The sequence below is a fragment of the Desulfosarcina sp. genome (genome assembly GCF_041551955.1).
Lineage (GTDB): Bacteria > Desulfobacterota > Desulfobacteria > Desulfobacterales > Desulfosarcinaceae > Desulfosarcina.
Genome location: NZ_JBFELV010000034.1, coordinates 1 through 22556, shown reverse-complemented (window position 1 = coordinate 22556; position 22556 = coordinate 1). Strand labels below are relative to the sequence as shown.

Annotated in this window: 21 protein-coding genes; 7 read left to right on the top strand and 14 right to left on the bottom strand. The window is 57.9% G+C overall.

Annotated elements, in window-relative coordinates; all coding sequences use genetic code 11:
- Both ABYV26_RS04685 and ABYV26_RS04680 read right to left on the bottom strand, forming a co-directional pair.
- Positions 1-816, bottom strand: an 816-nt coding sequence (locus ABYV26_RS04685; RefSeq protein ID WP_372678639.1) for a YgcG family protein, incomplete at its 3' end; no start/stop codon positions are given.
- A 25-nt stretch (positions 817-841) separates the two neighbouring features.
- Complete coding sequence (locus ABYV26_RS04680; RefSeq protein WP_372678637.1) at positions 842-1432, bottom strand: LemA family protein; 591 nt, start codon at positions 1430-1432, stop codon at positions 842-844.
- Between the two features lie 558 nt (positions 1433-1990).
- Here ABYV26_RS04680 and ABYV26_RS04675 point away from each other — a divergent pair.
- The 5 genes from ABYV26_RS04675 (at position 1991) to ABYV26_RS04655 (ending at position 8633) form a co-directional block, all read left to right on the top strand.
- Positions 1991-3325: a pentapeptide repeat-containing protein gene (locus tag ABYV26_RS04675; RefSeq protein ID WP_372678635.1), complete on the top strand. Its 1335-nt coding sequence runs from the start codon at positions 1991-1993 to the stop codon at positions 3323-3325.
- Between the two features lie 193 nt (positions 3326-3518).
- On the top strand, positions 3519-4838 hold the full coding sequence (locus ABYV26_RS04670) for a serine dehydratase subunit alpha family protein (RefSeq protein WP_372678633.1): 1320 nt from the start codon (positions 3519-3521) through the stop codon (positions 4836-4838).
- Positions 4831-6471, top strand: a complete 1641-nt coding sequence (locus ABYV26_RS04665) for a lipopolysaccharide biosynthesis protein (RefSeq protein WP_372678631.1) — start codon at positions 4831-4833, stop codon at positions 6469-6471. Before ABYV26_RS04670 ends, ABYV26_RS04665 begins: the two co-directional genes overlap by 8 nt.
- A 42-nt stretch (positions 6472-6513) precedes the next feature.
- On the top strand, positions 6514-7611 hold the full coding sequence (locus ABYV26_RS04660; RefSeq protein ID WP_372678629.1) for an SPFH domain-containing protein: 1098 nt from the start codon (positions 6514-6516) through the stop codon (positions 7609-7611).
- A complete protein-coding gene (locus tag ABYV26_RS04655) occupies positions 7608-8633 on the top strand; it encodes an SPFH domain-containing protein (RefSeq protein WP_372678627.1) in 1026 nt (341 codons plus the stop codon). Before ABYV26_RS04660 ends, ABYV26_RS04655 begins: the two co-directional genes overlap by 4 nt.
- Positions 8634-8888: 255 nt before the next feature.
- Here ABYV26_RS04655 and ABYV26_RS04650 read toward each other — a convergent pair whose 3' ends face one another.
- Positions 8889-9821: a pentapeptide repeat-containing protein gene (locus ABYV26_RS04650; RefSeq protein ID WP_372678625.1), complete on the bottom strand. Its 933-nt coding sequence runs from the start codon at positions 9819-9821 to the stop codon at positions 8889-8891.
- On the opposite strand from ABYV26_RS04650, the gene ABYV26_RS04645 reads away from it, so the two are divergent.
- Entirely contained in the window at positions 9820-9975 is a 156-nt protein-coding gene (locus tag ABYV26_RS04645) for a hypothetical protein (RefSeq protein ID WP_372678623.1), read from the top strand. The two genes, ABYV26_RS04650 and ABYV26_RS04645, sit on opposite strands and share 2 nt — an antisense overlap.
- Here the strand turns inward: ABYV26_RS04645 and ABYV26_RS04640 are convergent.
- From ABYV26_RS04640 to ABYV26_RS04620, 5 genes are all read right to left on the bottom strand, one after another.
- Complete coding sequence (locus tag ABYV26_RS04640) at positions 9955-11217, bottom strand: NAD(P)/FAD-dependent oxidoreductase (protein WP_372678621.1); 1263 nt, start codon at positions 11215-11217, stop codon at positions 9955-9957. The two genes, ABYV26_RS04645 and ABYV26_RS04640, sit on opposite strands and share 21 nt — an antisense overlap.
- Before the next feature lie 499 nt (positions 11218-11716).
- Positions 11717-12124, bottom strand: coding sequence for a hypothetical protein (locus ABYV26_RS04635; RefSeq protein ID WP_372678619.1), 408 nt, complete (start codon positions 12122-12124; stop codon positions 11717-11719).
- Positions 12125-12226: 102 nt separating this feature from the next.
- Complete coding sequence (locus tag ABYV26_RS04630; RefSeq protein ID WP_372678617.1) at positions 12227-12679, bottom strand: DUF302 domain-containing protein; 453 nt, start codon at positions 12677-12679, stop codon at positions 12227-12229.
- Positions 12680-12878: 199 nt separating this feature from the next.
- Positions 12879-14102 carry a class I SAM-dependent rRNA methyltransferase gene (locus ABYV26_RS04625; protein WP_372678615.1) on the bottom strand — a complete coding sequence of 408 codons (1224 nt, stop codon included), beginning with the start codon at positions 14100-14102 and terminating at the stop codon, positions 12879-12881.
- 164 nt (positions 14103-14266) lie between these two features.
- Entirely contained in the window at positions 14267-17182 is a 2916-nt protein-coding gene (locus ABYV26_RS04620) for an FAD-binding and (Fe-S)-binding domain-containing protein (protein ID WP_372678613.1), read from the bottom strand.
- Between the two features lie 367 nt (positions 17183-17549).
- On the opposite strand from ABYV26_RS04620, the gene ABYV26_RS04615 reads away from it, so the two are divergent.
- Positions 17550-18233: a class II aldolase/adducin family protein gene (locus ABYV26_RS04615; protein ID WP_372678612.1), complete on the top strand. Its 684-nt coding sequence runs from the start codon at positions 17550-17552 to the stop codon at positions 18231-18233.
- 28 nt (positions 18234-18261) lie between these two features.
- Here the strand turns inward: ABYV26_RS04615 and ABYV26_RS04610 are convergent, their stop codons facing one another.
- The 6 genes from ABYV26_RS04610 to ABYV26_RS04585 all read right to left on the bottom strand — a co-directional run.
- Positions 18262-19191 carry a radical SAM protein gene (locus ABYV26_RS04610; RefSeq protein ID WP_372678610.1) on the bottom strand — a complete coding sequence of 310 codons (930 nt, stop codon included), beginning with the start codon at positions 19189-19191 and terminating at the stop codon, positions 18262-18264.
- A 7-nt stretch (positions 19192-19198) separates the two neighbouring features.
- Positions 19199-19639 carry an iron-sulfur cluster assembly scaffold protein gene (locus ABYV26_RS04605; protein WP_372678608.1) on the bottom strand — a complete coding sequence of 147 codons (441 nt, stop codon included), beginning with the start codon at positions 19637-19639 and terminating at the stop codon, positions 19199-19201.
- A 22-nt stretch (positions 19640-19661) separates the two neighbouring features.
- Positions 19662-20369, bottom strand: a complete 708-nt coding sequence (locus ABYV26_RS04600; RefSeq protein ID WP_372678606.1) for a NifB/NifX family molybdenum-iron cluster-binding protein — start codon at positions 20367-20369, stop codon at positions 19662-19664.
- 37 nt (positions 20370-20406) lie between these two features.
- On the bottom strand, positions 20407-21249 hold the full coding sequence (locus tag ABYV26_RS04595) for a P-loop NTPase (RefSeq protein WP_372678604.1): 843 nt from the start codon (positions 21247-21249) through the stop codon (positions 20407-20409).
- 63 nt (positions 21250-21312) lie between these two features.
- On the bottom strand, positions 21313-21696 hold the full coding sequence (locus ABYV26_RS04590; RefSeq protein ID WP_372678602.1) for a response regulator: 384 nt from the start codon (positions 21694-21696) through the stop codon (positions 21313-21315).
- 13 nt (positions 21697-21709) lie between these two features.
- On the bottom strand, positions 21710-22556 hold an 847-nt coding region (locus ABYV26_RS04585; RefSeq protein WP_372678600.1), incomplete at its 5' end, for a PocR ligand-binding domain-containing protein.

Here is a 22556-nt window from a genome sequence, read left to right as displayed (position 1 = left end):
GCCCCCGCCTGGACCCCCGCCCCAAAAACCCCCACGATGGCTGGAGTGGGAGCGGTCGGCGACAAGCGGCCCGCCGATCAGGCTGATCAGCAGACCTGCCACCAGGCCCAACGGGATAAGTCCCAACAGCAAAAGCGGTCCCAGACCGAAGAAGAGCGCCCCGGCTATGGGAAACAGAACCGCGCCGGCGGCTGCCCCCATCACTCGACTGGCCCGACCGAGCACGTTGATCAGAAAAAATAGGCCCAACAAGGCGATAATGGGAACGCCGGTCTCCGACTGCCGGGGCTGCCGGGGAGCATCGGTCGCCGCGTATTCTCCCCGCACGGCATCGATCATGGCGGCAACGCCCTCGGTGATTCCCCTGTCGAACTGACCAGATTTGAATTGGGGCGCAATCACGTTGCGTATGATGCGCCCGGCCAGGAGATCGGTCAGGCGCCCCTCCAACCCGTAGCCGACCTCGATGCGGATTTTACGGTCATTTTTAGCGATCAACAGAATGGCGCCGTTGTCCAAATTCTTATGACCGATCTTCCAGGCCTCGGCCAGGCGCATCGTGAAATCTTCGAGGGAATCGCCTTGAAGCGACGGGATGGTCAAGACCACGATCTGAGTGGATTCCTTCTGTTCAAAGTCGGTCAGGATCGCTTCCAGCTGCCGTTGGCTGGCCGTACTGAGCATGGCGGCATAATCGTTGACATGGCTTTTGAGAAGGGGCACCTCCAATGCTGCCACGTTGACGGCGGCTGCAATCATCAGCAGCAAAAGGACGAGGAGTGCCCCGGTGTTGTGGGTTTGGCTTTCAGTTCTCATGGCCTGCGGTATGATACCTTGGCTGCTAATCAAACTTGATTGTGGGCGCTTGGGTGGCGCCGGTTTCCGCTTTGAAGTATTCTTTACGGTCAAGATGCAGTATCAGGCTGTTGGTGAGGCTGTAGGGCAAACTGCGAATCTTGGCGTTAAATGCCTCGACGGTTTGGTTGTAGCGTTGGCGGGCCACATTGATTCGGTTTTCCGTGCCTTCGAGCTGATTCTGCAAGTCCAGAAAATTTTGGTTGGCTTTCAGGTCCGGATAGCGTTCTACAACCACCATCAATCGCGAAAGGGCTGACGACAGCCCTCCCTGGGCATCCAGCATCTGCTGCATGGCCTGGGCATTGCCCAAATCTTTAGTGGAAAGCTGGACACTGGTGGCTTTGGCCCGCGCCTCGATAACCGCCTGAAGGGTTTCTTGTTCATGGGAGGCAAAGCCTTTGACCGTGGCGACCAGGTTGGGGATCAGATCCGCCCGGCGCTGTAAATTGCTTTCCACATCGGCCCAGCCCCTGAACACCTGTTCTTCCATCTGTTGCAGGGTGTTGTAACCGCATCCGTTGGCGACAGCCGTGAGCATTATCGCCGCCATCAACCATTTTACGTATTTGAGCATGGTGGCTCCTTCGATATCTGATGATAGATGTTTGCGCTGTGGGTAAACAGCCTGTTAATGATCTTTTTCAGCCAGGTACGGCCTGTAATAGTGCTACAGGAAACACGATTTGACAACCCTTGAACATACATCCTTCCGAAAACGCTGAATTTAACGTGACGATCAGATCAGACGCGGTACGCCGAGGTACAGCGCTTTCGGGAGCAGCTCAATTGTCAGCGTGTTTACCCCGATGGCGCCTTTGCCCCGCATGAACCCTTTTATTTGACCATTCTATGTCAAACAACCCGACAATAATCGTCAAACGAACCGCAATGGAATTCGATCTTAAAATTCAACTATCTGAAATTATGTTAGAATAGATAAAAATCTATCCACCGGCACACAATGTGCTCTCTTCAGGCGATGACAACGATTCGAACCACTCCTGCGCTTCGATTCCTAACGAGCGATTAGTCTTAGACTGGAATCGGGTGTTGGTGTTGTGGTTAGCATGGCAGATCAAACCGACAGCTGCGGCAAGCACGGCAATCGCTTCAATTCAGGAAGGATCATTGGATGACATCTATTTTTTGCAAATGCGCGTGGCGAGTGAGTTTCAGTGTTATGTCAGTGCTCGTATTGTTGTGGGGGTGTGGAGAAGGTGATAAATCTCCGGCAACACTTGAAGCTTTCAACGATATCCCCATCAACCTGATCATTTCCAGCCCGAAAAATGAGACATCCGTGCTGCACGGCGAAGATGTCTTTTTCGAAGCCTTGATCGATAACGAAGCGCTTGCTGATGGCCCGGTCGTCTGGATCTCCAGCTTGGATGGTCCCATTGGGGCGGAATCGAGATTCAAATACGCCCAATTGTCGGAAGGTCGACATACCATCATCGCATCGGTCAAAGATAGAAAGGGAGATGATGTGGTTGATTCGTTGGAACTGGTCGTAGACAAATTTACATGGGCCGCTCAGTATAAAAAAGATTTTCAACTCAACCCCCGGATCAGCAACGAGCCGCTGGACCTTGTTTCCGTAGAGAGGATCCTTAAAACCACAAAGAATTTTGACAGGAAAAATTTGAGCGGCCTCGATCTGTCCGGAAAAAAAATAGACGGTGTCTCGTTTGAAGACGCGTTCATGGTTCATTGCAATTTTTCCAATGCTGAATTCAAACGGGTGAACTTGAAAAATGCGGTAATTGAGTATTCGAACATGTCGAATGCCTCATTCAAGGATGTAGATTTTAAAGGCATCAATTTCAGCCATGTCGATTTAAGCGGCGTTGATTTCAGCAGGATGTATTTGAGCGATTTCTCAATGATCAAGGCCAATCTGACCGGGTGCAATCTATCCCAGACCAATTTATCCTATTCTGATTTGACTGAAGCCATACTGAAAGATGCCATTTTAAAACAGACCATCCTTGTAAAAACCAATCTGACCGGCGCAGATATGACCCATGCAAAAATCCATGCAGCCAACATGTCCAAGGCTATCCTGAAGAATGCTAACCTGGGTGGGGCATCTATCGACAAGGTAACCTTAACTGATTGTGATCTTCGCGGTATTGACTTGAGGGCGGCGACCTTGACGGGCGTCGATATGAACAATGCCAATCTGACCGGCGCGCAATTGTCCCACTTAAACTTTAACGGGGTCACGCTCTATGGTGCAAATTTTACCGATTGCAATTTGTCCGCATCCAATCTGTCTAACCTGAATTTAGTGGATGCCAATTTTACCAATACGCAATTGACTTCGGTTAATTTTACCAATGCCGTACTAACAAGGGCAAACTTCAGAAATGCAGATTTGGACAGGGTGAATCTCACCCATGCCAACCTTGAAGATGCGATGAATTTAGATAAGACGCAGAACTTGGAATCGATAATCGGTTTATAGTGCAAGCACCAGGGCTACATGTCGGTGTCTCAGTTGAATAAACGGCTAAAACCCAATATGATGCCACTCATTGAACCCTCCCAGCGACCCCAAAAAGGGGTCTTTGATTCGCGTCGACAAGCGGCGGGGTTGGCATTCGCTTTCTCGGTTCAATCAAGTCGACCATTGAGTCTTATCGCAGACAGGGGGAAAAATGACCTATACCGTCAAGGATATTTTAAAAATTCAGGTGGCGCCGGCATTGGGCTGCACCGAACCGGTGGCTATCGCCTTAGGTGCGGCCGCGGCTGTGTCGCTGCTGCCGGATAAGCAGATCGACGAAATCGAAATCTGGGTGGATCCGAATATCTATAAAAATGGTCTGGCCGTGTCCATTCCCGGCACCGGCGGGCTCAGCGGGCTGGACATGGCCTCGGCGGTTGGCGCCCTTGGCGGCGATGCGGCCCTGAAACTGGAAGTGCTGGATTCGGTGGACAGTCCGGCTATCTCGGCTGCCCAAAAGATCGTGAAAGCCGGCCGGGTGAAGGTCAATCTGCTCCGGGACCAGGTGGGCCTATTCATCAAGACCATCGTCAAAGGCAATGGGCACATAGCTGAATCCGTGATTACCGGTCTGCATGACAACATCGTTTCCCTGGCACTGGACGGCAGTGCCATGACTGATCATGTGCTACTGCCCAAAGCCGGATCGGGTGACGGCAAGCGCCGGCTGGCCGACCTGGAAGAATGGCTCAAGAGCCTGTCTCTGGACCAGCTTCTCGAACTGTTGGACGACTTGGATGACGAGGATCTAAAGTTCCTGGAATCCGGTGTCCAGGTCAACATGCGGCTGGCCGACTATGGTCTCAAGCACGGCCCCGGGCTGGGAGTGGGCCGCACCATGGAACGTCTCGTGCGCCAGGGGTTGATCAAGCGGGATATGATCACCGCGGCACGAATTCTGGCATCCTCGGCCGCCGATGCCCGCATGTCCGGCGTCAAGCTGCCTGCCATGAGCAGCGCCGGGTCGGGCAACCACGGCCTGACGGCCATCCTGCCCATCGTCGCCGTCGAAAAATTCATCTCGGTCGATCATCGCACCACCTTGGAGGCCATTGGACTGAGTCATATCATTACCGCCTATGTCAAAGCTTACACCGGTCGCCTGTCCGCCATCTGCGGCTGCTCGGTCGCCGCCGGCGCCGGGGCCACGGCCGGCGTCACCTATTTGATGGGAGGCACCAAGCTGCACATCGCCGGTGCCATCAAGAATCTTACCGAAGATCTGGCCGGGGTGATCTGCGACGGGGCCAAGGGCGGATGCGCCCTGAAGCTGGCCACCGCTTCCGGAACGGCCGTCCAGGCGGCACTGTTCTCGCTTCAGGGGGTCAATGTCAGCTTCACCGACGGCATTATCGGCCGGTCGTCCGAAGACACCATGAAGAATATCGGCACCCTGACCACCCAGGGAATGATCGAGACGGATCGGACCATTCTCAACATCATGCTGGATAAGCAATTCTCCGATGTCTGATTCCACAGGCCACACGCCTTCCCGAAAAAACGGTCCTTCCCGAGATGATGACGCCGACGGGAACTCTGAACCGTCCCCTGAAACCGCCGCCCGCGGATCTGCGGATCGGTCGAACCCGCCGGCAACCGGTCTCTGGGCGACCCAGTGGCGAGAGCGGATTTTTGCGTGGCTGGATGAAACGCTTTCCCGAAATTCAGGTCAAGCAGATCCCTTTTACCTGAGCACCGCGCTGCCGGTAATGGACCGGTTGGCGGGCATCGGGACCGGCCTGATGGCCATGGTCATGGTTGATCGCCATCACGGTTCTGCCGGCCTGGGTATCTTCGCCTGGTTCTTTTCCCTGCTGGCCATCGCCGGCTACCTCGGCCGATACGGTATCCCCATCTACCTGGAAAACCGTATCGCCCGATCCCCTGAATCGATCGATGAAAGCTGCGCAGGCGCCCTGGCGGCCCTGGTGGCCTTGGGACTTGCCGCGACCCTCTTGTGCGGAGCAGCCGCCTTTTGGATTGCCGGACCGGAGGATGGGGCGGGTGAACGCATTTTGTACCTGTTGCTGGGCCCCACCGTTTTGATCCAGAACATCAACGCCTTGCGACTTGCCATGCTCAACGGAACAGGGCGCCACCGCGCAGCCGCCGGGCTGAGAATCCGCCAGCGGGTCGTTTTCCTGGCGGTGACCCTGGGGCTCTGTATGGCCGATGTGCCGGTTCATCTGGTGGCTGCCGCATTTCTGCTCAGTCAGGTCGTGATGGTGGGGATGGGGAGAAAGGCAGTCAAGCTGCCTGCCATTTCCAGCGGGTTTGCCCGCAGGAAGCAGATTCCAGCGATGATGGACAACGGCCGCGCCTTCCTGTTTACCGACAACCTGCTGGACGTGGTGTTTTACCTGGACATGTTGATCCTGGGCTGGTTTGCCAGCCCGGTGGAACTGGGCATATATGCACGTGCCTTGATCCTTGCCCGCCTGTTTCTGGTCATCCCGGGAGGATTTCGTCCCGTTTTTCGGCGGCTGGCCAACGAACGGCTCACGGTGGGGCTCGATGATCGCCTGCTCGCATTCATGGCTGGTGCCGTTCGGAGCCTGTTTTTTATCCACGGGTGCCTGGCAGTCCTTGTCCTGGTGAATTTTCCCCGTGTCATGGCGATGGTTTTCGACATACAGAAATGGGCGGACGAATCATTTATCGTCTTTACCCTGGTGCTGCCCGGGCTGATCTTTTTTTCTGCGGTGACGGCACTGGAGCCGATCTTCGAAGCTAGGCAACAAACCGACAAATTGAAGCAGATGACCCTGGCGGTCTCCATTGCCAATCTGATTCTCAACCTCAACCTGATTCCTTTTGCTGGGCTGGCGGGTGCAGCCATGGCTACGGCAGCGGCCATGTTTATCCATTTCTTGCTCTTTTGCCGGTTGCTGCCCCCTGACTTCGGCAGTGTTCGCATCTTCTGGCCCGGTGCGGCGGCGGCCCTTTACCTGACCTATGTGCTGCTCGCCTATTTTGACATCGGGATGCTCTATACGCTGATGCTGACACCGGTACTGTTTGGGGGGCTGTTGCATCTGGCTGGTTTTTTTAACTCATTTTACCCGCAACGCAGGATTGACTCCCGGCAACAAACGCCGGCTTAGCTGCTTAACTGGTCGAGTTGGTATTCTACAAGGAGGACAATTATGACAGAACAGACCTCGCAAGGGGCGGAACTGTTCAAGATGGTCAAGAAAAAGAGGTTTTCCATCCCGACAATCAAATTGCCCGGCGGCGGTAAAATCAAGTATCTCCTCATCGCCGTTGCCGTCGTGGTTCTGGCCTACAACCTGCTGTTCGTCTACGTGGAGCCCAACGAGTTCGGCATCAAGGTGGTGCGCCTGGGCATGACCCGCGGCGTCCAGAAAGAGGTCTACACTGCCGGCCTCAACCTGGTGATTCCCGGCATGCAGCAGATGCACCGCCTGCCGCGGGACGTGCAGGTGCTGGAATTGACCGACTATCCGCGCACGGCCGCCGATTCGGCACGCAAAGACCGGGTGGCCCACATCCAGACCTCTGACGGCTTTTTCGTTGACGTGGATGTTTCCATTCTTTACCGCATCGAGGATCCCTACCTGGTCTTCACCAAGATCGGTCCCGGCAGCCTGTTCGAGGACAACGGCATCATCCCCAAGGCGGAGCCGGCCTTGAAGGAGACCCTGGGTAAGCTGACCACCGAGGATTTTTACAACAGTTTCATGCGTGTAAAAAAGGCACAGGAGGCCCGTGATCTGCTCAATGCTGAGCTGAACAACAAGGGCATCCGGGTGGAGCACGTGCTGGTGCGCTATTTCCGATACAGCCCTGAGATCCAGAAAAATATCGAGGAGAAGAAGCTCCAGGACCAGCTGGTCTTCACCAACCGTGCCGCTGCGAGGGCCGCCACCGAGGAGGCCCAGCTGAAGAAGATCGTTCAGGAGGGGCGTGTGGTCGTGGACGTCGAGATGGAGCAGGGAAGGGCTTACGTGACCCGCAAGATCGCCGAGAAAGACCTGTATGTGAGGTCCAAAAAGGCCGAGGCGGACCTGCTGGTCAAGCTGGCCGAGGCAGAAAAGGTGCGCCTGAAAAACGACGCCCTCAAAGGGGTGGGCTCTGAGCGAATGGTAGGGTTGAAAATGGCCGACGTCTACAAGGGCCTGGACCTGATCGTCCTGCCCAGCGACGGGATTGCCGGCGTCAACCCGTTGGATCTGGACAATGCGCTCAAGCTTTTCGACGTGCGTAAAGGAGGTGCCCAATGAAGCGGATCATCTGGGTTCTACTGGCTGGCTTTTGGATGTTCACCGCCACCGGATGCGTCTTCTACACCACCGGTGAAACCGAGGTGGGGGTGCGCACCCGCAAATTCGCCCTCACCGGCAAAGGCGTGGAAGACAAGGCCTACTCGCCTGGCTCAACCTACATTTTCCTGCCGTTTATCAACGACTGGCACACCTTCGACACCAAACTGCAGAACCTGGAGATGGTCTTCGAGCAGGCCCGCGGGGACCGCCGCAGCCGTGACGATCTGCTCTTTAAAACCATCGACGGCAACGACATCAGTCTGGACGTGATCATCGCCTACCGCATCGATGCGGACAGGGCCCCCTTTATTCTGCAGACCGTTGCCGACAACAACGTGACCTTGCGGGACAAGATCGTTCGTACCATCGCCCGCAGCAAGCCCCGGGATATCTTCGGGGAGCTGACCACCGAGGAGTTCTACGTGGCTGACAGCCGTGAGAAACAGGCTCAGCGCGCCAAGGATGTGCTCCAGGACATGCTCGGCCCCATGGGCATCGTGGTGGAAAAAGTCCTCACCAAAGACTACCGCTTCAACAAAGAGTATCAGAAGGCCATCGAGGACAAGAAGGTGGCCGACCAGCAGGTGCAGAAGAACAAGTCCGCCCAGCACGCGGCATTGGAGGAATACAAGCGCAAGCTGGAGGAAGCCAAGGGGGAAGTCAACAAGTTGATCGCCGATGCCGACGGCGTCTTCCGCAAGGCCAAGATCGAAGCCGACGTTTACTACGAGAAGCAGAAGCTGCTGGCCGAAGCCATTATGGCCGAGGGTATTGCCGAGGCCAAGGGCATCCAGGAGATGAACAACGCCCTGGCCGGCTCCGGCGGTGAAGCGCTGGTCAAACTGCGCATCGCCGAGGCCCTGCAGGATAAAAAAATCATGCTCCTGCCCGTCTCCGAAGGCGGGATGAACCTGAAAACCACCGACATCAACCAGCTGATCAACACCATGGGGGTCAAGTCCCTGGCGGGGAAGAAATGAGAAGAAAAAGGTGGAAGGTGGAAGGTCAAAGCTGAAAAACGGTTTGCGGTTCACAGTTAACACTCAAGGATGAAGGGCTGTACACGGTTATCGGTTTCCGGTTGAAAATAGCCAAACGCTGCAAAATCCGTAAGAGCGAGAGTGCGAGAGAGAAAGCGAAAAGATAAGAAGTGATTAAGCTAGCCGCTACACCCTACGCATTGCGATCAAAGACCGTGAACTGGAAACCGGTAACCGTGAACCGATTTCTTTGAGCTATTGTTGGCAACGCCCGATGGAACCGGCCTGGCATCGTTTGCCGTTGACCCAGATGGCGCCTGTCAGATAGGCGTCGGTAAAAACCGCTCCCTTGATCACGGCGCCCACTAGGTTGGCGCCCTCCAGGTGGGCCCCGGTTAAGTCTGCAACGGACAGGTCGGCCATTTTCAGGTTGACGCCGGACAGGTCGGCACCCGTCAGACGGGCGCCGGTCAGCACTGCACCGTGGAGAACGACCTGCCGAAGATCGGCCTTCTCAAAACCAGCATCTGTCAGGATGGCTTTGATCATGAGACTGCCCCTCAAGTAGGCATCGGAAAAGTCAACCCCGGCGAGGTCCGCCTCGCTGAAATCCACTTCAAGCAGAAGGCTTTTTCTAAAAACGGTTTGCCGGGCCACTGCCCGGCTCAGGTTGGCCCGCGTCAGATCGGCACCGGCGAGGCTCGCTTGGGAAAGCTGCGCCCGCGCCAGGTTCGCCCCTCTCAGGAATGCGCCTTGAAGGTCCAGCGACGCCAGCGTGGCGCCTTTCAGGTTGCAATCCGGGCAGTGGCGGGAAGCGATCAGGGTGGCGGTATCGGCTGTCAGGCAGCGCCCGATTGAATCCGGTCCACACCTCTGGCCGTTGACCCAGGTGGCTCCGTCCAGCACGGCGTCCAGAATGCGCGCGTATCTGACATCGGCTTGGGTCAGATCCACATTCTTCAGAACTGCACCGCTCAGATCCGTGTCGGTGAAAATGGCGCCGACGAGATCGGCACCGCTCAAATCGGCGCCCCTTAAATCCGTCCCACTCAGGTCGCAGAGTCGGCAGGCGCGGTGGGTTACCAGCCGCTCGCGCATGCTTTCGGGTTTGAGCAGTCGGCCAAGCACCCCAAAGAGCACCAACAGAGCCAGCCCTGCACCCATGGCCATCAGGGTTTTCTTACGCATGGGGGACATCGCCATTGCCTGTCGCTGCCAGTCCATGATGCTGAAGATCCGGTTCAAGGCCCGTCTGCCGGAGCAGATGCGTGGGCTTTACGGATTCCATCGAAGGGCGTTAACGGTCTTTCACACCCGCCCGTCAGCCGAAACGCCCGATTGAAAAGGGTCGGGGATCAAAGGGCGGACGCCTGCCCAGAATCATATCCGTGACCAGCCGGCCGGTCCCTGTAGCGGTGGAGAGCCCCAACATGCCGTGGCCGGTGGCGATAAATAGATTGCCCCATTGCGGCACGCGGTCGATGATGGGCAGATCGTCCACACTCATGGGGCGCAGGCTGGTCCATTGCTCGGTCACCCGCCGGCCCAGTGGCGTTTTTAAGTACAACGCAGCCGATGTCTCCAGGTTTCTCAGGCGCCGTTCGTTCAAGCGGTTGTCGAAACCGGAAAATTCCATCGTGCCGCCCAGGCGGTATCCGCTCCGCCAGGGGGTGACGACGGTGTTTCTTTCTACTAGGTAGCAAGGTATCGTGGGGCAGACGGCCGGCCGATCCATGGTGATGCTGTAACCCTTGCCCGGCTGGACGGGAACGCGCACGCCCAGTTGGCGGGCGATGGCCGGTGTCCAGGCGCCGGCTGCCAAGACGAATTGGTCCGCCGTAAAATGGCCGATGCTGGTCCTCGCACCGCTTACCCCCCCCTTGCGGGTGTCAAAACCTTCCAGGCGGCAGCCCTCATCGATGTGTACGCCCTTGTCACGGGCAGCCCGGGTCCAGGCGGACATGAGCATTTCCGGTCTCAGGTGACTGTCCGCCCGATGGTGCCATCCCCCGCAGACCCCATCGTTCAAAGCCGGCTCGATCTGCCGGATCGACGCGCGGTCATGGAAGGTTGCGGCCAGGCCGAAGGGCTCCAGGAGGCGGTTGGTTTTTTGATAGCCCCGCATGGTTGCCGGGTCGGTAAAGGCCATGAGCACCCCCCGTTGTTCGAAATCGCAGGGCAGATCCTCGTCCGCGAAAAGATCGCTGAAAAGCTCTCCCGAAACCCGCAGGATCGCATCTCTTGCCTTGATGGCGTGATTCAGATGTCGCCGGGTGCAATTGGCTGCAAAACGAAGCAGCCAGAGGGCAAGGCCAAGGTCCGACCGCGGCTGGATATAAAGGGGCGAGGTTCCCTTGAGGGTGCGGATCAGTTCATGGCCGATGGCGCCGGGGGCGCACAAAGGGGGCAGGTCGCTGACGAAGATCAGTCCGCAGTTGCCGTGGGAAGCGCCAGCCCCCATGTGCTCCTGTTCGATGATTCGGACCGTTTGACCTGCCCGGGCCAGGTAATAGGCGCAGGCCAGGCCAATGACGCCGCCGCCCACCACCAGGATGTCGCTGTGACCGGATGTGCTAGTTTTCACTTTGGGCAATTCCTTTGAATTATAAAGCGTCGATAATCCTCACGAGGTTGTTATAACCAAACCGAAGATGATTTGGAATATCGTTTTGTCATCGATCAGGTTGATATCCACATGTCGGCCGTTATTTCGCAGGGCACGTCATGCTGATGGTTGATGTGGCTCTGAAAGGCCCACCCTTCGGTCCTCGGTCCACGGTGTACCCCGGCTGGCATATTCCACATCGCCCTTTTCCGCGGCCAGACGATGCACCAGTTTGCAACCTTCATCCAATTCTAATGGTTGGACATTGCTGCGGACACATGCGCCATACCCCATGGAGGCGATGTAAGCAACATCGATGCTATCAATCACGTGTCTTTAGGCAATGCTCGACGCGGCACATGCGCCAGGCCTTTGGGGCCGATGTGGTGCAGGTGGATGAAGAAAGCGGTGATGTGTTTGGGATCCATGGAGTGGCTTCGTGATCGTCTGCAATCGGAATTCAACGACAACGGATGTCTCAGGTCAATTGGATGCCGAAAAGGTGACCCTGATCGGTTCGGCCCCGGATCTCCTGGTCTCCCAGGTCGGTGAGCGGCAATTCCTGCACCACCCACGATGCCGTTTTTGGGCCCAGGACAATGGGTGCGGGAAGTGTTTTGTTGGCCATGGAGGAGAGATGGAACGCCAGGTTGATGCAATCTCCCACCAAGGCCATACCGACGGAGCGGGACCCGCAGTGCGAAAGGGTGACCTGGCCGGTTGTCAGCCTCCAATCCAGCACCGGGGAGAGCATCGAAAACCCCTGGCCCGTCAGTCGCCGGTGGATTTCCGGAAGGCTGCGCAGCTGGATGATGGGCGCCCGACAGGCTGCCAGGGCAAGGTTGGTGGAACAACGGTCGGGGTGCTCCAAGAAGGCGAAACCCATTTCTTACATAGTATAATTCTTCTGTGGAAGAAAATATACTTATCCGAACGATCAACCGGGATGGGATCCGGCAGTTCGTGATGGGGGTACCCGTCGACCATCTCAGGGAAGCGTGGCTGCCTGGGCGAAATTGGACAGGGCCTGCTCCATTTTCTGGATGGCTTCTGTCATCTCGGTGATTCCGTGGCGCCGGGCCAGGTAATCCGGAGCGTTGTATGTGAACCAGACCTGACCGGTATTGTCTTCCCAGATCAGGGCCTTTAACGGCAGGTCGATGCCCATGGACCGGCTGCGCTGGATCAGCGGGGTCCCCATGGCGGGCGTGCCGAAGATGACCAGCAGGGTGGGCTTCAACTCCTGGCCCACGCGCTGGGCGCCTGCGGCATGATCGATCCGTGCAAACACGCTGACCCCTTTTTCTTTCAATGCACTTTCCAGGCGGTTGGCGGTGATTACCACGTCATGGCTGCTTTTCAGACTGACCAGCCCGCCCTGGGCGGCTGCCGGACCCGCCAGAAAAACCGTTAACAGTACAATGAGAATGATTTTTTTCATTTTGATTTCTCCATTTTTTCTTTTTCAAGCATTGTCAAAATTACCTGACTGGTAATGGCGGCGGCCGCCACGATGATACGGTCGGGGCTTGACGATCAAGTCGGCTTGCCAGAACTGCCGTTGGCCCTCCCGGGTTTCTAATATGACGTTGAAGAACGATCAGGCTGGGCCATGCCAATGCAAAATCCCGTGGTGATCGCTATGATTCATTCACCCGGCAAACCAGTCCCTTGAGGTAGCTGCCTTCGGGGAAATTCAACGCCGTCGGATGATCCGGTGACTGGTTCAGCCATTGCAGAATCACTGCATGGCGGCCGGCATCCAGGGCGGCGTCGGCCACGATCTTTTGAAACAGGTCGCGCCCCATCAGGCCGGAGCAGGAGAAGGTGAACAGGGTGCCGCCGGGCCGCAGCAGTTCAAAGGCCAGGCGGTTGATGTCCTTATACCCCCGGCTGGCCCGTATCAAATCGCCTTTGGCGTGAACAAATTTGGGCGGATCGAGCACAATTATATCAAAGCTCCGGGCGTCGGACCGGTAGCGCCGAAGCAGGCTGAACACGTCGCCGGTCTCGTGGTCCACCCGTGCAATGTCAAGGTCGTTCAGTGCCACATGGGTGCGGGCCAGATCAAGGGCGGATGCTGAGGAATCAATGTTGACCACATGGGCTGCGCCGGCTTTGAGGGCCGCCACGGCGAACCCGCCGGTGTAGGCGAAGGCGTTGAGCATGTCGGCACCCTTGGCATAGGCAGCCACGCAGGCCCTATTGTCCCGCTGATCCAGGTAGAATCCGGTCTTATGTCCGCCCTTGATGTCGACCCGGTAGCGACAGCCGTTCTCTTGAATGTCGACCTGGTCGGGCGGTTCAGCTCCGGAGAGTGGGCCGGTGGCCGGGGTCAGCCCCTCTTTTTTGCGCACATCCACATCCGAGCGCTCGTAAATCCCTAGACGGTTGGACACGAGATCGTTGAGATAGTCGACGATGATCGATTTCCAGCGTTCGGTTCCAGCGCTGAGAAATTGGCAGACCACCCAGCGGTCGTAGCGGTCGACAATTAATCCGGGCAATCCGTCCGACTCCCCAGCGACGAGCCGGCAGGCATTGGTGACTGCGCTTGAAATAATCCGTTGACGAAGGTCCAGCGCCTGTTGCAGGCGCCTTTCGAAAAAAACCGGGTCGATCGCTTCTGCCTGATCAAACGACCAGGCGCGAACGCGGATCTGGGAGTGGGGCGAATAGGCCCCCCACGCCAGCCAGCGGCCGTCAGCGGCGAGCACATCCACGGTGTCTCCCGGTCGGGGCTGCCCGTCAACCCGGGCAATGGCGCCGGAGAACACCCAGGGGTGGCGGTTGCGCAGCGATTTTTCCCGTTTGGGTTTCAGGGTGATGGATGCTGGCTGAAAAGTTTCAGGTATGTTTATCATGTCCGAAATTGTTTTTCCGATCGTTAATTCGCCTACTGTTACTGGGTTCCAGGATTCCAGGGTTCAAGTGGTTGCCCGGAACTCACCCGGAAGCGTTAAATGGGACGGTTGTTTTTGGGTGCCGTGTTCATTGCAACGACCTGCACCCGTTAACCGTCTCGATTTTACCCTTGACTCCTCGACCCCTCGACTCCTCGAACCCTTTTTCCATTTGTGCACTGATCCACCAGGGCCATGATGGATCGATAGGGGATGCCGCTGTGATGGGACAATCCGATTTCGCAGGTGCGGCTGTTGGCGTAACCGGCCGTGCAGCCGGCAACGGCTGATTTCAATCCGGAAAGGGCGGCTGTGTTGAGTTCCGGCACGTTGAAACCCCGGTCTCCGGCAAATCCGCAGCATTCGATGCCGTAGGGGACCACCACGGTGTCGGCACAGGCGTTGGCCACGGTCAGGAAGGCGTTCTCCAGCCCCATTTTCCGTGCACTGCAGGTGATGTGCAGGGCGACCGGATCCCCGGTTCGGGTGATGGTCAGGCGATCGAGCAAATGGGTGGCGGTAAATGCCACCGGTTCATAGAGGGCCAACCGCGGCCCGAAGGTGCGCTGCATGCGTTCCAGGCATGGGCTGGTATCGCACAGCACAGGCAGACGCCCGTTGTCGGAGGCCGCCAGCAACGCCTTTTCCAACGCGTCGGACTTGCGGTCGGCCTGATCGAAGAATCCCTTGCTCTCGAAGGGCAGGCCGCAGCACAAACCCTCCATTCCTTCGGGATAGACCACCCGGTAACCAGCCCGGCGCAGCACGCGTTCCGTGACCACATGCAGCGGGTCGACCAGCGGGTCGCCGGCGGCGGGTCCCATGGTCCGGCTGACACAGGCCGGGAAATAGACCACCGCCCGATCCCCATTGCCGGTGGTTCGGCTTCGTAGAGGCGCTGCCGCCGTGGGCAGCGAGGGCAGCCAGACCGGCAGACGGTTGCCAGACAGTCGTCTCAGAGAATCGGCCAGGCGGTTCATGGTGTCGGTGCCGATAATCCGGTGCAGCCCGTCGGCGATTTTTAGCCCGACCCGGATGCCTGTGGTCAGCGGGCCGAAATGATCGGCAGCCCGATCGGCCAGCCACTGATAGGGTTGGCCTTTGACCATCCGTGAGCGAAAGGTTTTGGTGAATTTGCCGGTGTCCACTTCCACAGGGCAGGCCACCCCGCACAGGCCGTCCGCGGCGCAGGTGGCTTCACCTTGCCACGCGTAGCCCTTTTTCAGTTCAGCCAGGCGGGACGCATCCTCGCCGGAGGCGGTGAGCCGGGCGATTTCTCGCTGAATGACGATGCGCTGGCGGGGGGTCAGGCTCAGATTCCGCGACGGGCAGTGGCATTCGCAGAAACCGCACTCCATACACGCGTCGATGAGCGGATCGGCTGGCGGCAGTGGCTTGAGATGCTCCAGGTGAACCGTCGGGTTGGCATTGAGGATGACGCCGGGGTTGAGCAGACCCTTGGGGTCGAAGATCGCCTTGATCTCCCGCATGAGGCCGTAGGCATCGCTGCCCCACTCTTTTTCCACAAAAGGGGCCATGTTGCGGCCGGTGCCGTGTTCGGCCTTGAGCGACCCGTCGTAGTCATCCACCACCATTTGGGCGATGTCGTCCATGAAGCGGGCGTAGCGGTCCAGTTCGGCCGAACGCCCGAAGTTGGGCGAAAAGACGAAATGCAGGTTGCCGGCCAGGGCGTGACCGAAAATGATCGCCTCCCGGTAGCCGTGCTTGTCGAACAGGGCTTGCAGGTCGAGGGTGGCCGGGGCCAGGCTGTGGATGGGAAAAGCCACATCCTCGATGAGCACCGTGGTGCCCAGGTCCCGTACGGCACCCACAGAGGGCAGCAGTCCCTTACGGACCTTCCACAGGTTGTCACTCTGGCCGGCGTGGTCGGTAAATATCGCCGGAAAGGCCAGGTCCGCCCCCTCCAATTGCCATTCGTGGGTACGGCCGCCATCGGTGGTGTGCAGGGTCAATCGTTTTTCCAGAGCGTCGGCAATGGCCTGGACGTGGGCCGACAGGGTGTCAAAATCAGCTGCCTGGGTTTCCACCAGGAGGGCGGTAGTGGAGGGCGAGACGCCACGAATCATGGCCGGCATGCCCGCCTTGCCCTCCACACTGGCCAGGGAGGCCCGGTCCATCAATTCAGCGGCAGCCACGGGCAGGGCCTGCATCCGTTGTGCCGTCCGACAGGCCCCCTCGATCTGCGGAAACATCATCAGGGCCGTGGCTTTAAAGGCTGGCGAGGTCACGGTCCGGTAGACGATGTGGGAGATAAAGGCCAGGGTTCCCTCGGAGCCGATCATCAGGTGGGTGATGATGTCGAAGGGGTCGATATAGTCCACCAGGGCGTTGAGGCTGTAGCCGGTGGTGTTCTTGATCTTGAATTTGTTGCGGATCCGTTCGGCCAGGGGCGTGTCGGCCTTGACCCGCCGGGCCAGTTCGTCCAGCCGGGCCAACATGGGGCCGTGGGTCGTTTTGAAGGCCTTTCGGCTGTGGCCGTCGCCGGTATCCAATATGGTGCCGTCCGCCAGCACGATTCGGATGCTGTCCACGGTCTGGTAGCTGTTCTGGGCAGTGCCGCAGCACATGCCCGAGGCGTTGTTGGCGGCAATCCCGCCGACCATGGCGGCGTTGATCGACGCCGGGTCCGGGCCGATCTTGCGCCCAAAAGGGGCCAGGATGCCATTGGCCCGGGCACCGATAATGCCTGGCTGAAGCCGGATTTTGCGGCCGTCGTCGAGGACCTCCCACTGCTGCCAGGATTCGCCGGCCACCAGCAGCACGGAATCGCTGATGGCCTGGCCGGACAGGCTGGTGCCTGCGGCCCGGAAGGTCACCGGGATTTGTTGTTCACCGGTTTGCTTTAGAATTCTGGATACCTCGGCCTCGGTGTCCGCCCGGACCACGATCTTGGGTATCAGCCGGTAGAAGCTGGCGTCGGTGCCGTAGGCCAGGGTGCGCAAGGGGTCCGTGGCCATTCGGGATTCGGGGATGAAAGACTTCAGGTCGTCGAAAAACTGGCGGTATGCGGCGTCGAGCATGCGAGTTGTCTCCTGGTGCGCAGCACGAAAATGACCCGACTGCTTATGGGGGAAAGGCAATTGCCGGTCGGACCATTCATCAGAAAAGGTTAAACCAAAATCTAATTCACGGGAGGCGGTTTGGCAATGATTGAATGATGTCCACCCCAAAGGCAGGCGGCCTGCGGTGCTCATGACGGTTTTCAATACCCTGGTCGGTGTGCCATGGATGCGCTATCTCTTTTAATTCAATCCTATTTGGTATAATGGGAAATCAACGGTCACTACCGAAGAATGGTTCGATGCTATACAAACCATGGCTTCAAGGCGTCCAACCGTTGGTGATGATCGCCTTAAAAAAACCGAAGGATGATTTTGAGGAGAAGCGATGGACCCGTACCAAGAGGATCGCAAGGATGTCGTCGACTGCTGCCAGTGGCTGTGCCGGCAGGGCTATTTCGGATCCCTGCTCAGCGCCGGCGGCAATGTGTCCGTGCGGATTCCCGATAAGCCAGTGCTGGTGATCACTCCGTCGGGCAAGCCATACATGAAGCTGGTTCCGGAGGAGATCTGTGTGTTGGATTTCGACCTGAACCGCATCGCCGGCGACCTGGCGCCGTCCATCGAAACGGCCATGCACGTGGGCATCTACCGGACCCGGCCGGATGTGGGTGCCGTGGTCCACACCCACCAGGCCTACGCCAGTGTATTTGCCCTGATCAACCAGCCCATCCCGGCCCTCTTCGACGAGGTGGCCCTGGCCATCGGCGAGACCGTGGACGTGGTGCCCTACGCCTTTTCCGGCACACCGGAACTGGTGCAAAACGTCAGGCAAACTGTGGGCAACGGCTGCGAATGCTTTGTCATGCAGAATCACGGCGCGCTGAATCTGGGAAAGACCCTGGAGAGCGCGTGGAAGCACGCCGAACTGCTGGAGAAGACGGCCCAGGCCTACTACCATGCCCTGACCACCGGTAAACCGGTGACGACCCTGCCCGCCGAGACCATCCAACGAGTCCGGGAACTGCGCAAGTTGACTGACCCGACGGTATCGTTGAAGGGTGAGAAGTGATGGAGATGAAAAAGAAGAACGACCTCCGTCACCTGGCCGCGTAATAGACCGCTTGGTTTTTCCGGTCGGTTCGGATCTGATCCTTTTTGATCAGCAGACCCAGGTATTTGGATACCTCGTTGATGTGCATGCCAAATGCCGATTCGATGTGCTCGATGGTACAGGGTCGACGTCTGATCATTGCCAGAATGGTTGCTTCATTGGCCTCGATCGATTTCGAGCGTTGGCCGCTGAACCCGGCGGCAATCCTGGCCGGTGGATCGAACAAACCGCATTGCGCCTCCAACTGCGCCATGGGCACGGCGGCGGCAAAGTCTTCGGCAGGCGGTCGGGCGACGGTGTTGAGATGGACACGGTCGGGCATGAATTCCCGTGACAGGCGGGCGATTTTTTCGACATCCCTGGCCATGGCGTTGATGCCGTAAAGCAGGAAAACCTCGAGCCACAACTGGCCCTTAAAAGCGCTGCGGAACGCTTTCAGTCCATCGATCAATGATCCGAACTCAAGCTGGGCGTGGGGGCGGTTGACCCACTCGAACGATTTCTGGTTCCATGCGCTCAGAGACACCTTGACCACATCGGCCAAAGCAGCAGCCTCGCGCACCTCCGGCAGGTTGAGCAGGGTCCCGTTGGTCAGCAGCGCCGACGGTATCGGCTGATCGTGAAGAAAGGCCAGCACCCGGCCAAAATCGGCATGCAGGGTGGGTTCGCCCGACCCGGAGAGGGTCAGGAAATCGGCATCGCCATCGGTTTGCTGCCAGTACTCGATTTCAGCGATGACGTCAGTCGTGCTAACGTAGGCTTTCCTCTCCAGCGTTTTCCGCGGTGTCCGGCCCAACTGGCAGAAGACACAATCCAGACTGCAGGTCTTGTGCGGTGTCAGGTCAATCCCCAGCGAACGCCCGAAGCGGCGAGACGGCACCGGGCCGAACAGATAACGGTAGACTGGCTGTTTCATAGACTTCTCATTTGGTTTTCATCCTATCGATCATATACCGGTTCAAGGCTTCCTGAAGGGTTTCGGCTGCGAGAAATGCGCAGTGCCGATCTTCTTCCGGAAATCTGCCGAGTTTTTCCAGGATGGCATCGCCGGTGATTGCCACCAATTCATCGGGATTTTTGCCGATGGCCATTTCTGCGGCCAAGGAGCCGCATACCGTGCTCGATCCGCAACCGTCGGTAAGGTAGGCGGCGTCACATACCCGGTTGTTTTCGAATTTCAAGAAAATCTGCATGGTGTCGCCGCACTTGCCCGTCACCCTGGCACGAGAATCGGGGGCGTCCAGCGGCCCGCGATAACGCGGATTGCGCCAGCGCTGGAAGCCAACTTCTCCGAAGGCTTCCCGGGTCTCATCGAATATCCGTTGCTGCAGGTTTTCTATAAATGCATCAAGATGGTCAGCCATATCGACGACTTTTCCTTCGTGATCAAGACAGCCTTTTCATCCGTGCGTGGATGACGTCCATCTGGTTTTTCAAATCGTCGGCCTGCTGCTGCAATTGGGCCAGTTCCTGCTCCCCGGACACGTTCCCGGCCGTGTTTTGAACACCAGATGGCCCCGCATCATTAAGGCTCCGGCATCGGCCGCCCATGCCCCGGCCGCCACCACCGCCCATGCCCCGGCCGCCGCCACCGCCCATGCCCCGGCCGCCGCCACCGCCCATGCCCCGGCCGCCGCCACCGCCCATGCCCCGGCCGCCGCCACCGCCCATGCCTCGGCCGCCACCGACGTTCAACCCCGGCTGTCCGACGCCCGGCGATGATTCGGTCTGCGCGACCCCGGACTTACCGGGAACGTTCCCGCGGGTCGATGGGTTGAGCTCGCCCCTTTTAAACTTCTCGACGACGTCCTTGATCATGCCGTGTTGACCGATGATCACCTTGATCGTCGTCGCGGCGAAAGCCTGCATGGCTTTGGGGCCGCAATTTCCGGTAATGACCGCTTCTACGCCTTTGGATGCGACCAGGCTGGCCGATTGGATGCCGGCACTGGTCGACAGGTCGGCATTGGTGTTTTCGATCACTTCGAAACTCATGTCATCCGTCTCAAGGATGATGAAGTTCCGGCATCGGCCGAAGCGTTCGTCGATGGTTGATTCTAGATTTTTTCCGGCGGCACTGATTGCGACTTTCATATGAAGCGCTCCTTCTTTTTGATTTCCTGAGCGACCATCACCCTTGTGTGGCCCGGAAGATCTGTGTGGCGATTTCCCCAAAAACCCGGGTCCCCGGGGCGTCGGCATACTGCTCCTGGTAGGAGACACCGGCGTCCCCGCATTTGACGATGTTCGGATCGAAGGGAATCCGTCCCAGCAGCTTCAAGCCGGCCTGCGACGCCGTGCGTTCACCGCCGCCGGAACCGAAAATGTCGATAGATTCTCCGCAGTGGGGGCAGGTATAGCCGCTCATGTTTTCCACCATGCCGAGAATTTCCATGTTGACGGTCCGGCAGAAATTGATCGATTTTCTCACATCCGCCAGGGCGACTTCCTGGGGCGTGGTTACGATGATGGCGCGGGCGTCCTTGATCAGTTGGGCCACGGTCAGGGGTTCATCACCGGTTCCCGGAGGCGAATCGATGATCAAATAGTCCAGATCCCCCCATTCAACCTCGCCGATGAACTGGCGGATGGCGCCGTGCTTGACCGGTCCGCGCCAGATGATCGCATCATCTTTGTTGGGCATCAGCGATTCGATAGACACCGCCGTCAGGTTGTCGGCGTATCGCATGGGATCCAGCTTCCTGTTGGCGTTGGCGGCCAGCATTCCCTTGAGCCCCAACATCCTGGGGATGTCGGGGCCGTGAACATCCACATCCATCAGTCCGACCGTTCTCCCCATTCCGGCTAGGGCAATGGCCAGGTTGACCGAAACGCTGGATTTGCCGACGCCGCCTTTTCCGCTCATGACGATGATTTTGTTTTTAATTCGGGTCAGGGACCGCCTGGCCTGCTCGTCCGGGCTGGGCTCAGGCGGCTTGTCCATAATGCCGATGCCATTGGGTGCGTTTTTCATTGGGTTTCCTCGATGTGGTGTAAAACCTGCGTCAGTGTCAATACGTGGCTCGTGGCCCTGCGTTCACCGTTCAGGTGCGTTCAAACGCAGAATTTGATTCAGGCGTGCCATGAGGCGCTCTCCATCGGCCTGGGACGGGCGTGGCGGCAGCTGCATTAACATGCCGAGCCCTTCGCTGGCTTCATGATAGGCTTCTTTGGAAAGCGAACTGACAGCCGCACAATTGATCATGGGGTTGACGGTGACCAGTCGTCCGATGAGTTCCAACCCCGTCATGTCGCCAAGACGTTCGTCGGTTACGACCAGGTCAACGGTTTGTTTTTCGATTGCTTTGAGTGCCTGGTCGCCGGATGCGGCCCAGAGGATGGTTCCGCCCTGCTTTTTAAACTCCGAGGACAAATCCGCAAAGTTGGATCGATCCGGTGTGACGAACAATAGTCGGGTCAATGGTTGCTCCTTTTCAGGGTGAGGGGGTGCCCCCTTTGCTGGTGCCGCTGTGACAGCCGGGCATCTCAAACGCAGGCGCCAGGGGATTTCCTTTTGCATATACCTCGAGCACACGATCCACCTCTCCGGCAATAAAAGGGATCAGCGTGATACCGCTATCTACGATGCTCGTGGCCGGCGCTTGAGATACCGCACCGCAGATGAGAACCGGTACATCCAGCATCGTCAGGGTTTTTACCAGACTGCCTGGCCGTCCGGGATCGAAAAATACGTAGGAACGGTCCGTGACCCGGTCATTTTCAATCTCCGCGATCAACAATCTCCGCGACGCATCAAAAACCGGGGAAATGCGGTCTTCCCATACCGTAACGGCGACTTTCATCGTTTTCATCTTCGAGGTCTGCCGAGAATCCGCCGATTGCTTCAGACGTCCGTCCACACGGTCGGCAACCCACGTTTCAATAAAATTCTTCATTTCTTGGGTCTGTTTTTGGGTGATGGTACCCAGCCCATGGCAAAGACCGGAAACCTGTGCCTCACTCAGCCCCAATGTTTTTGCGATCAGAAAGGTCTCCACCGTTCCGCCTTCGGGCAGGCGCCCGCATCCGCCGGCGGTGCCCATAAATTCGTTTTCAACAAAGATGGGAACGTTTATTTTGGTGAGACCGGCATCACATTCGCCGATCACGGATTTTCGGGTTTTTTGGGCCTGAGCCATGAAATGTTGATTGGCTGGCGCGCATATCGCGGCCAGTGAATCTGGGTTCGCCTTGATTTGGGGACACAATCGATTACACCAGCGGGGCATTCCGGTAACCCCGGTCCCTGAACGGTCGTATACGGCGCTGTTGATCGCAAAG

What these genes read in the sequence shown, in the direction of transcription:
- ABYV26_RS04630 (WP_372678617.1), bottom strand. Translation starts at nt 12,679, where the DNA reads ATGAAAAAAATCATTCTCATTGTACTGTTAACGGTTTTTCTGGCGGGT.
- ABYV26_RS04605 (WP_372678608.1), bottom strand. Translation starts at nt 19,639, where the DNA reads ATGGCTGACCATCTTGATGCATTTATAGAAAACCTGCAGCAACGGATA.
- ABYV26_RS04635 (WP_372678619.1), bottom strand. Translation starts at nt 12,124, where the DNA reads ATGGGTTTCGCCTTCTTGGAGCACCCCGACCGTTGTTCCACCAACCTT.
- ABYV26_RS04655 (WP_372678627.1), top strand. Translation starts at nt 7,608, where the DNA reads ATGAAGCGGATCATCTGGGTTCTACTGGCTGGCTTTTGGATGTTCACC.
- ABYV26_RS04610 (WP_372678610.1), bottom strand. Translation starts at nt 19,191, where the DNA reads ATGAAACAGCCAGTCTACCGTTATCTGTTCGGCCCGGTGCCGTCTCGC.
- ABYV26_RS04600 (WP_372678606.1), bottom strand. Translation starts at nt 20,369, where the DNA reads ATGAAAGTCGCAATCAGTGCCGCCGGAAAAAATCTAGAATCAACCATC.
- ABYV26_RS04645 (WP_372678623.1), top strand. Translation starts at nt 9,820, where the DNA reads ATGGGGGACATCGCCATTGCCTGTCGCTGCCAGTCCATGATGCTGAAG.
- ABYV26_RS04660 (WP_372678629.1), top strand. Translation starts at nt 6,514, where the DNA reads ATGACAGAACAGACCTCGCAAGGGGCGGAACTGTTCAAGATGGTCAAG.
- ABYV26_RS04650 (WP_372678625.1), bottom strand. Translation starts at nt 9,821, where the DNA reads ATGCGTAAGAAAACCCTGATGGCCATGGGTGCAGGGCTGGCTCTGTTG.
- ABYV26_RS04595 (WP_372678604.1), bottom strand. Translation starts at nt 21,249, where the DNA reads ATGAAAAACGCACCCAATGGCATCGGCATTATGGACAAGCCGCCTGAG.
- ABYV26_RS04675 (WP_372678635.1), top strand. Translation starts at nt 1,991, where the DNA reads ATGACATCTATTTTTTGCAAATGCGCGTGGCGAGTGAGTTTCAGTGTT.
- ABYV26_RS04665 (WP_372678631.1), top strand. Translation starts at nt 4,831, where the DNA reads ATGTCTGATTCCACAGGCCACACGCCTTCCCGAAAAAACGGTCCTTCC.
- ABYV26_RS04670 (WP_372678633.1), top strand. Translation starts at nt 3,519, where the DNA reads ATGACCTATACCGTCAAGGATATTTTAAAAATTCAGGTGGCGCCGGCA.
- ABYV26_RS04615 (WP_372678612.1), top strand. Translation starts at nt 17,550, where the DNA reads ATGGACCCGTACCAAGAGGATCGCAAGGATGTCGTCGACTGCTGCCAG.
- ABYV26_RS04680 (WP_372678637.1), bottom strand. Translation starts at nt 1,432, where the DNA reads ATGCTCAAATACGTAAAATGGTTGATGGCGGCGATAATGCTCACGGCT.
- ABYV26_RS04625 (WP_372678615.1), bottom strand. Translation starts at nt 14,102, where the DNA reads ATGATAAACATACCTGAAACTTTTCAGCCAGCATCCATCACCCTGAAA.
- ABYV26_RS04620 (WP_372678613.1), bottom strand. Translation starts at nt 17,182, where the DNA reads ATGCTCGACGCCGCATACCGCCAGTTTTTCGACGACCTGAAGTCTTTC.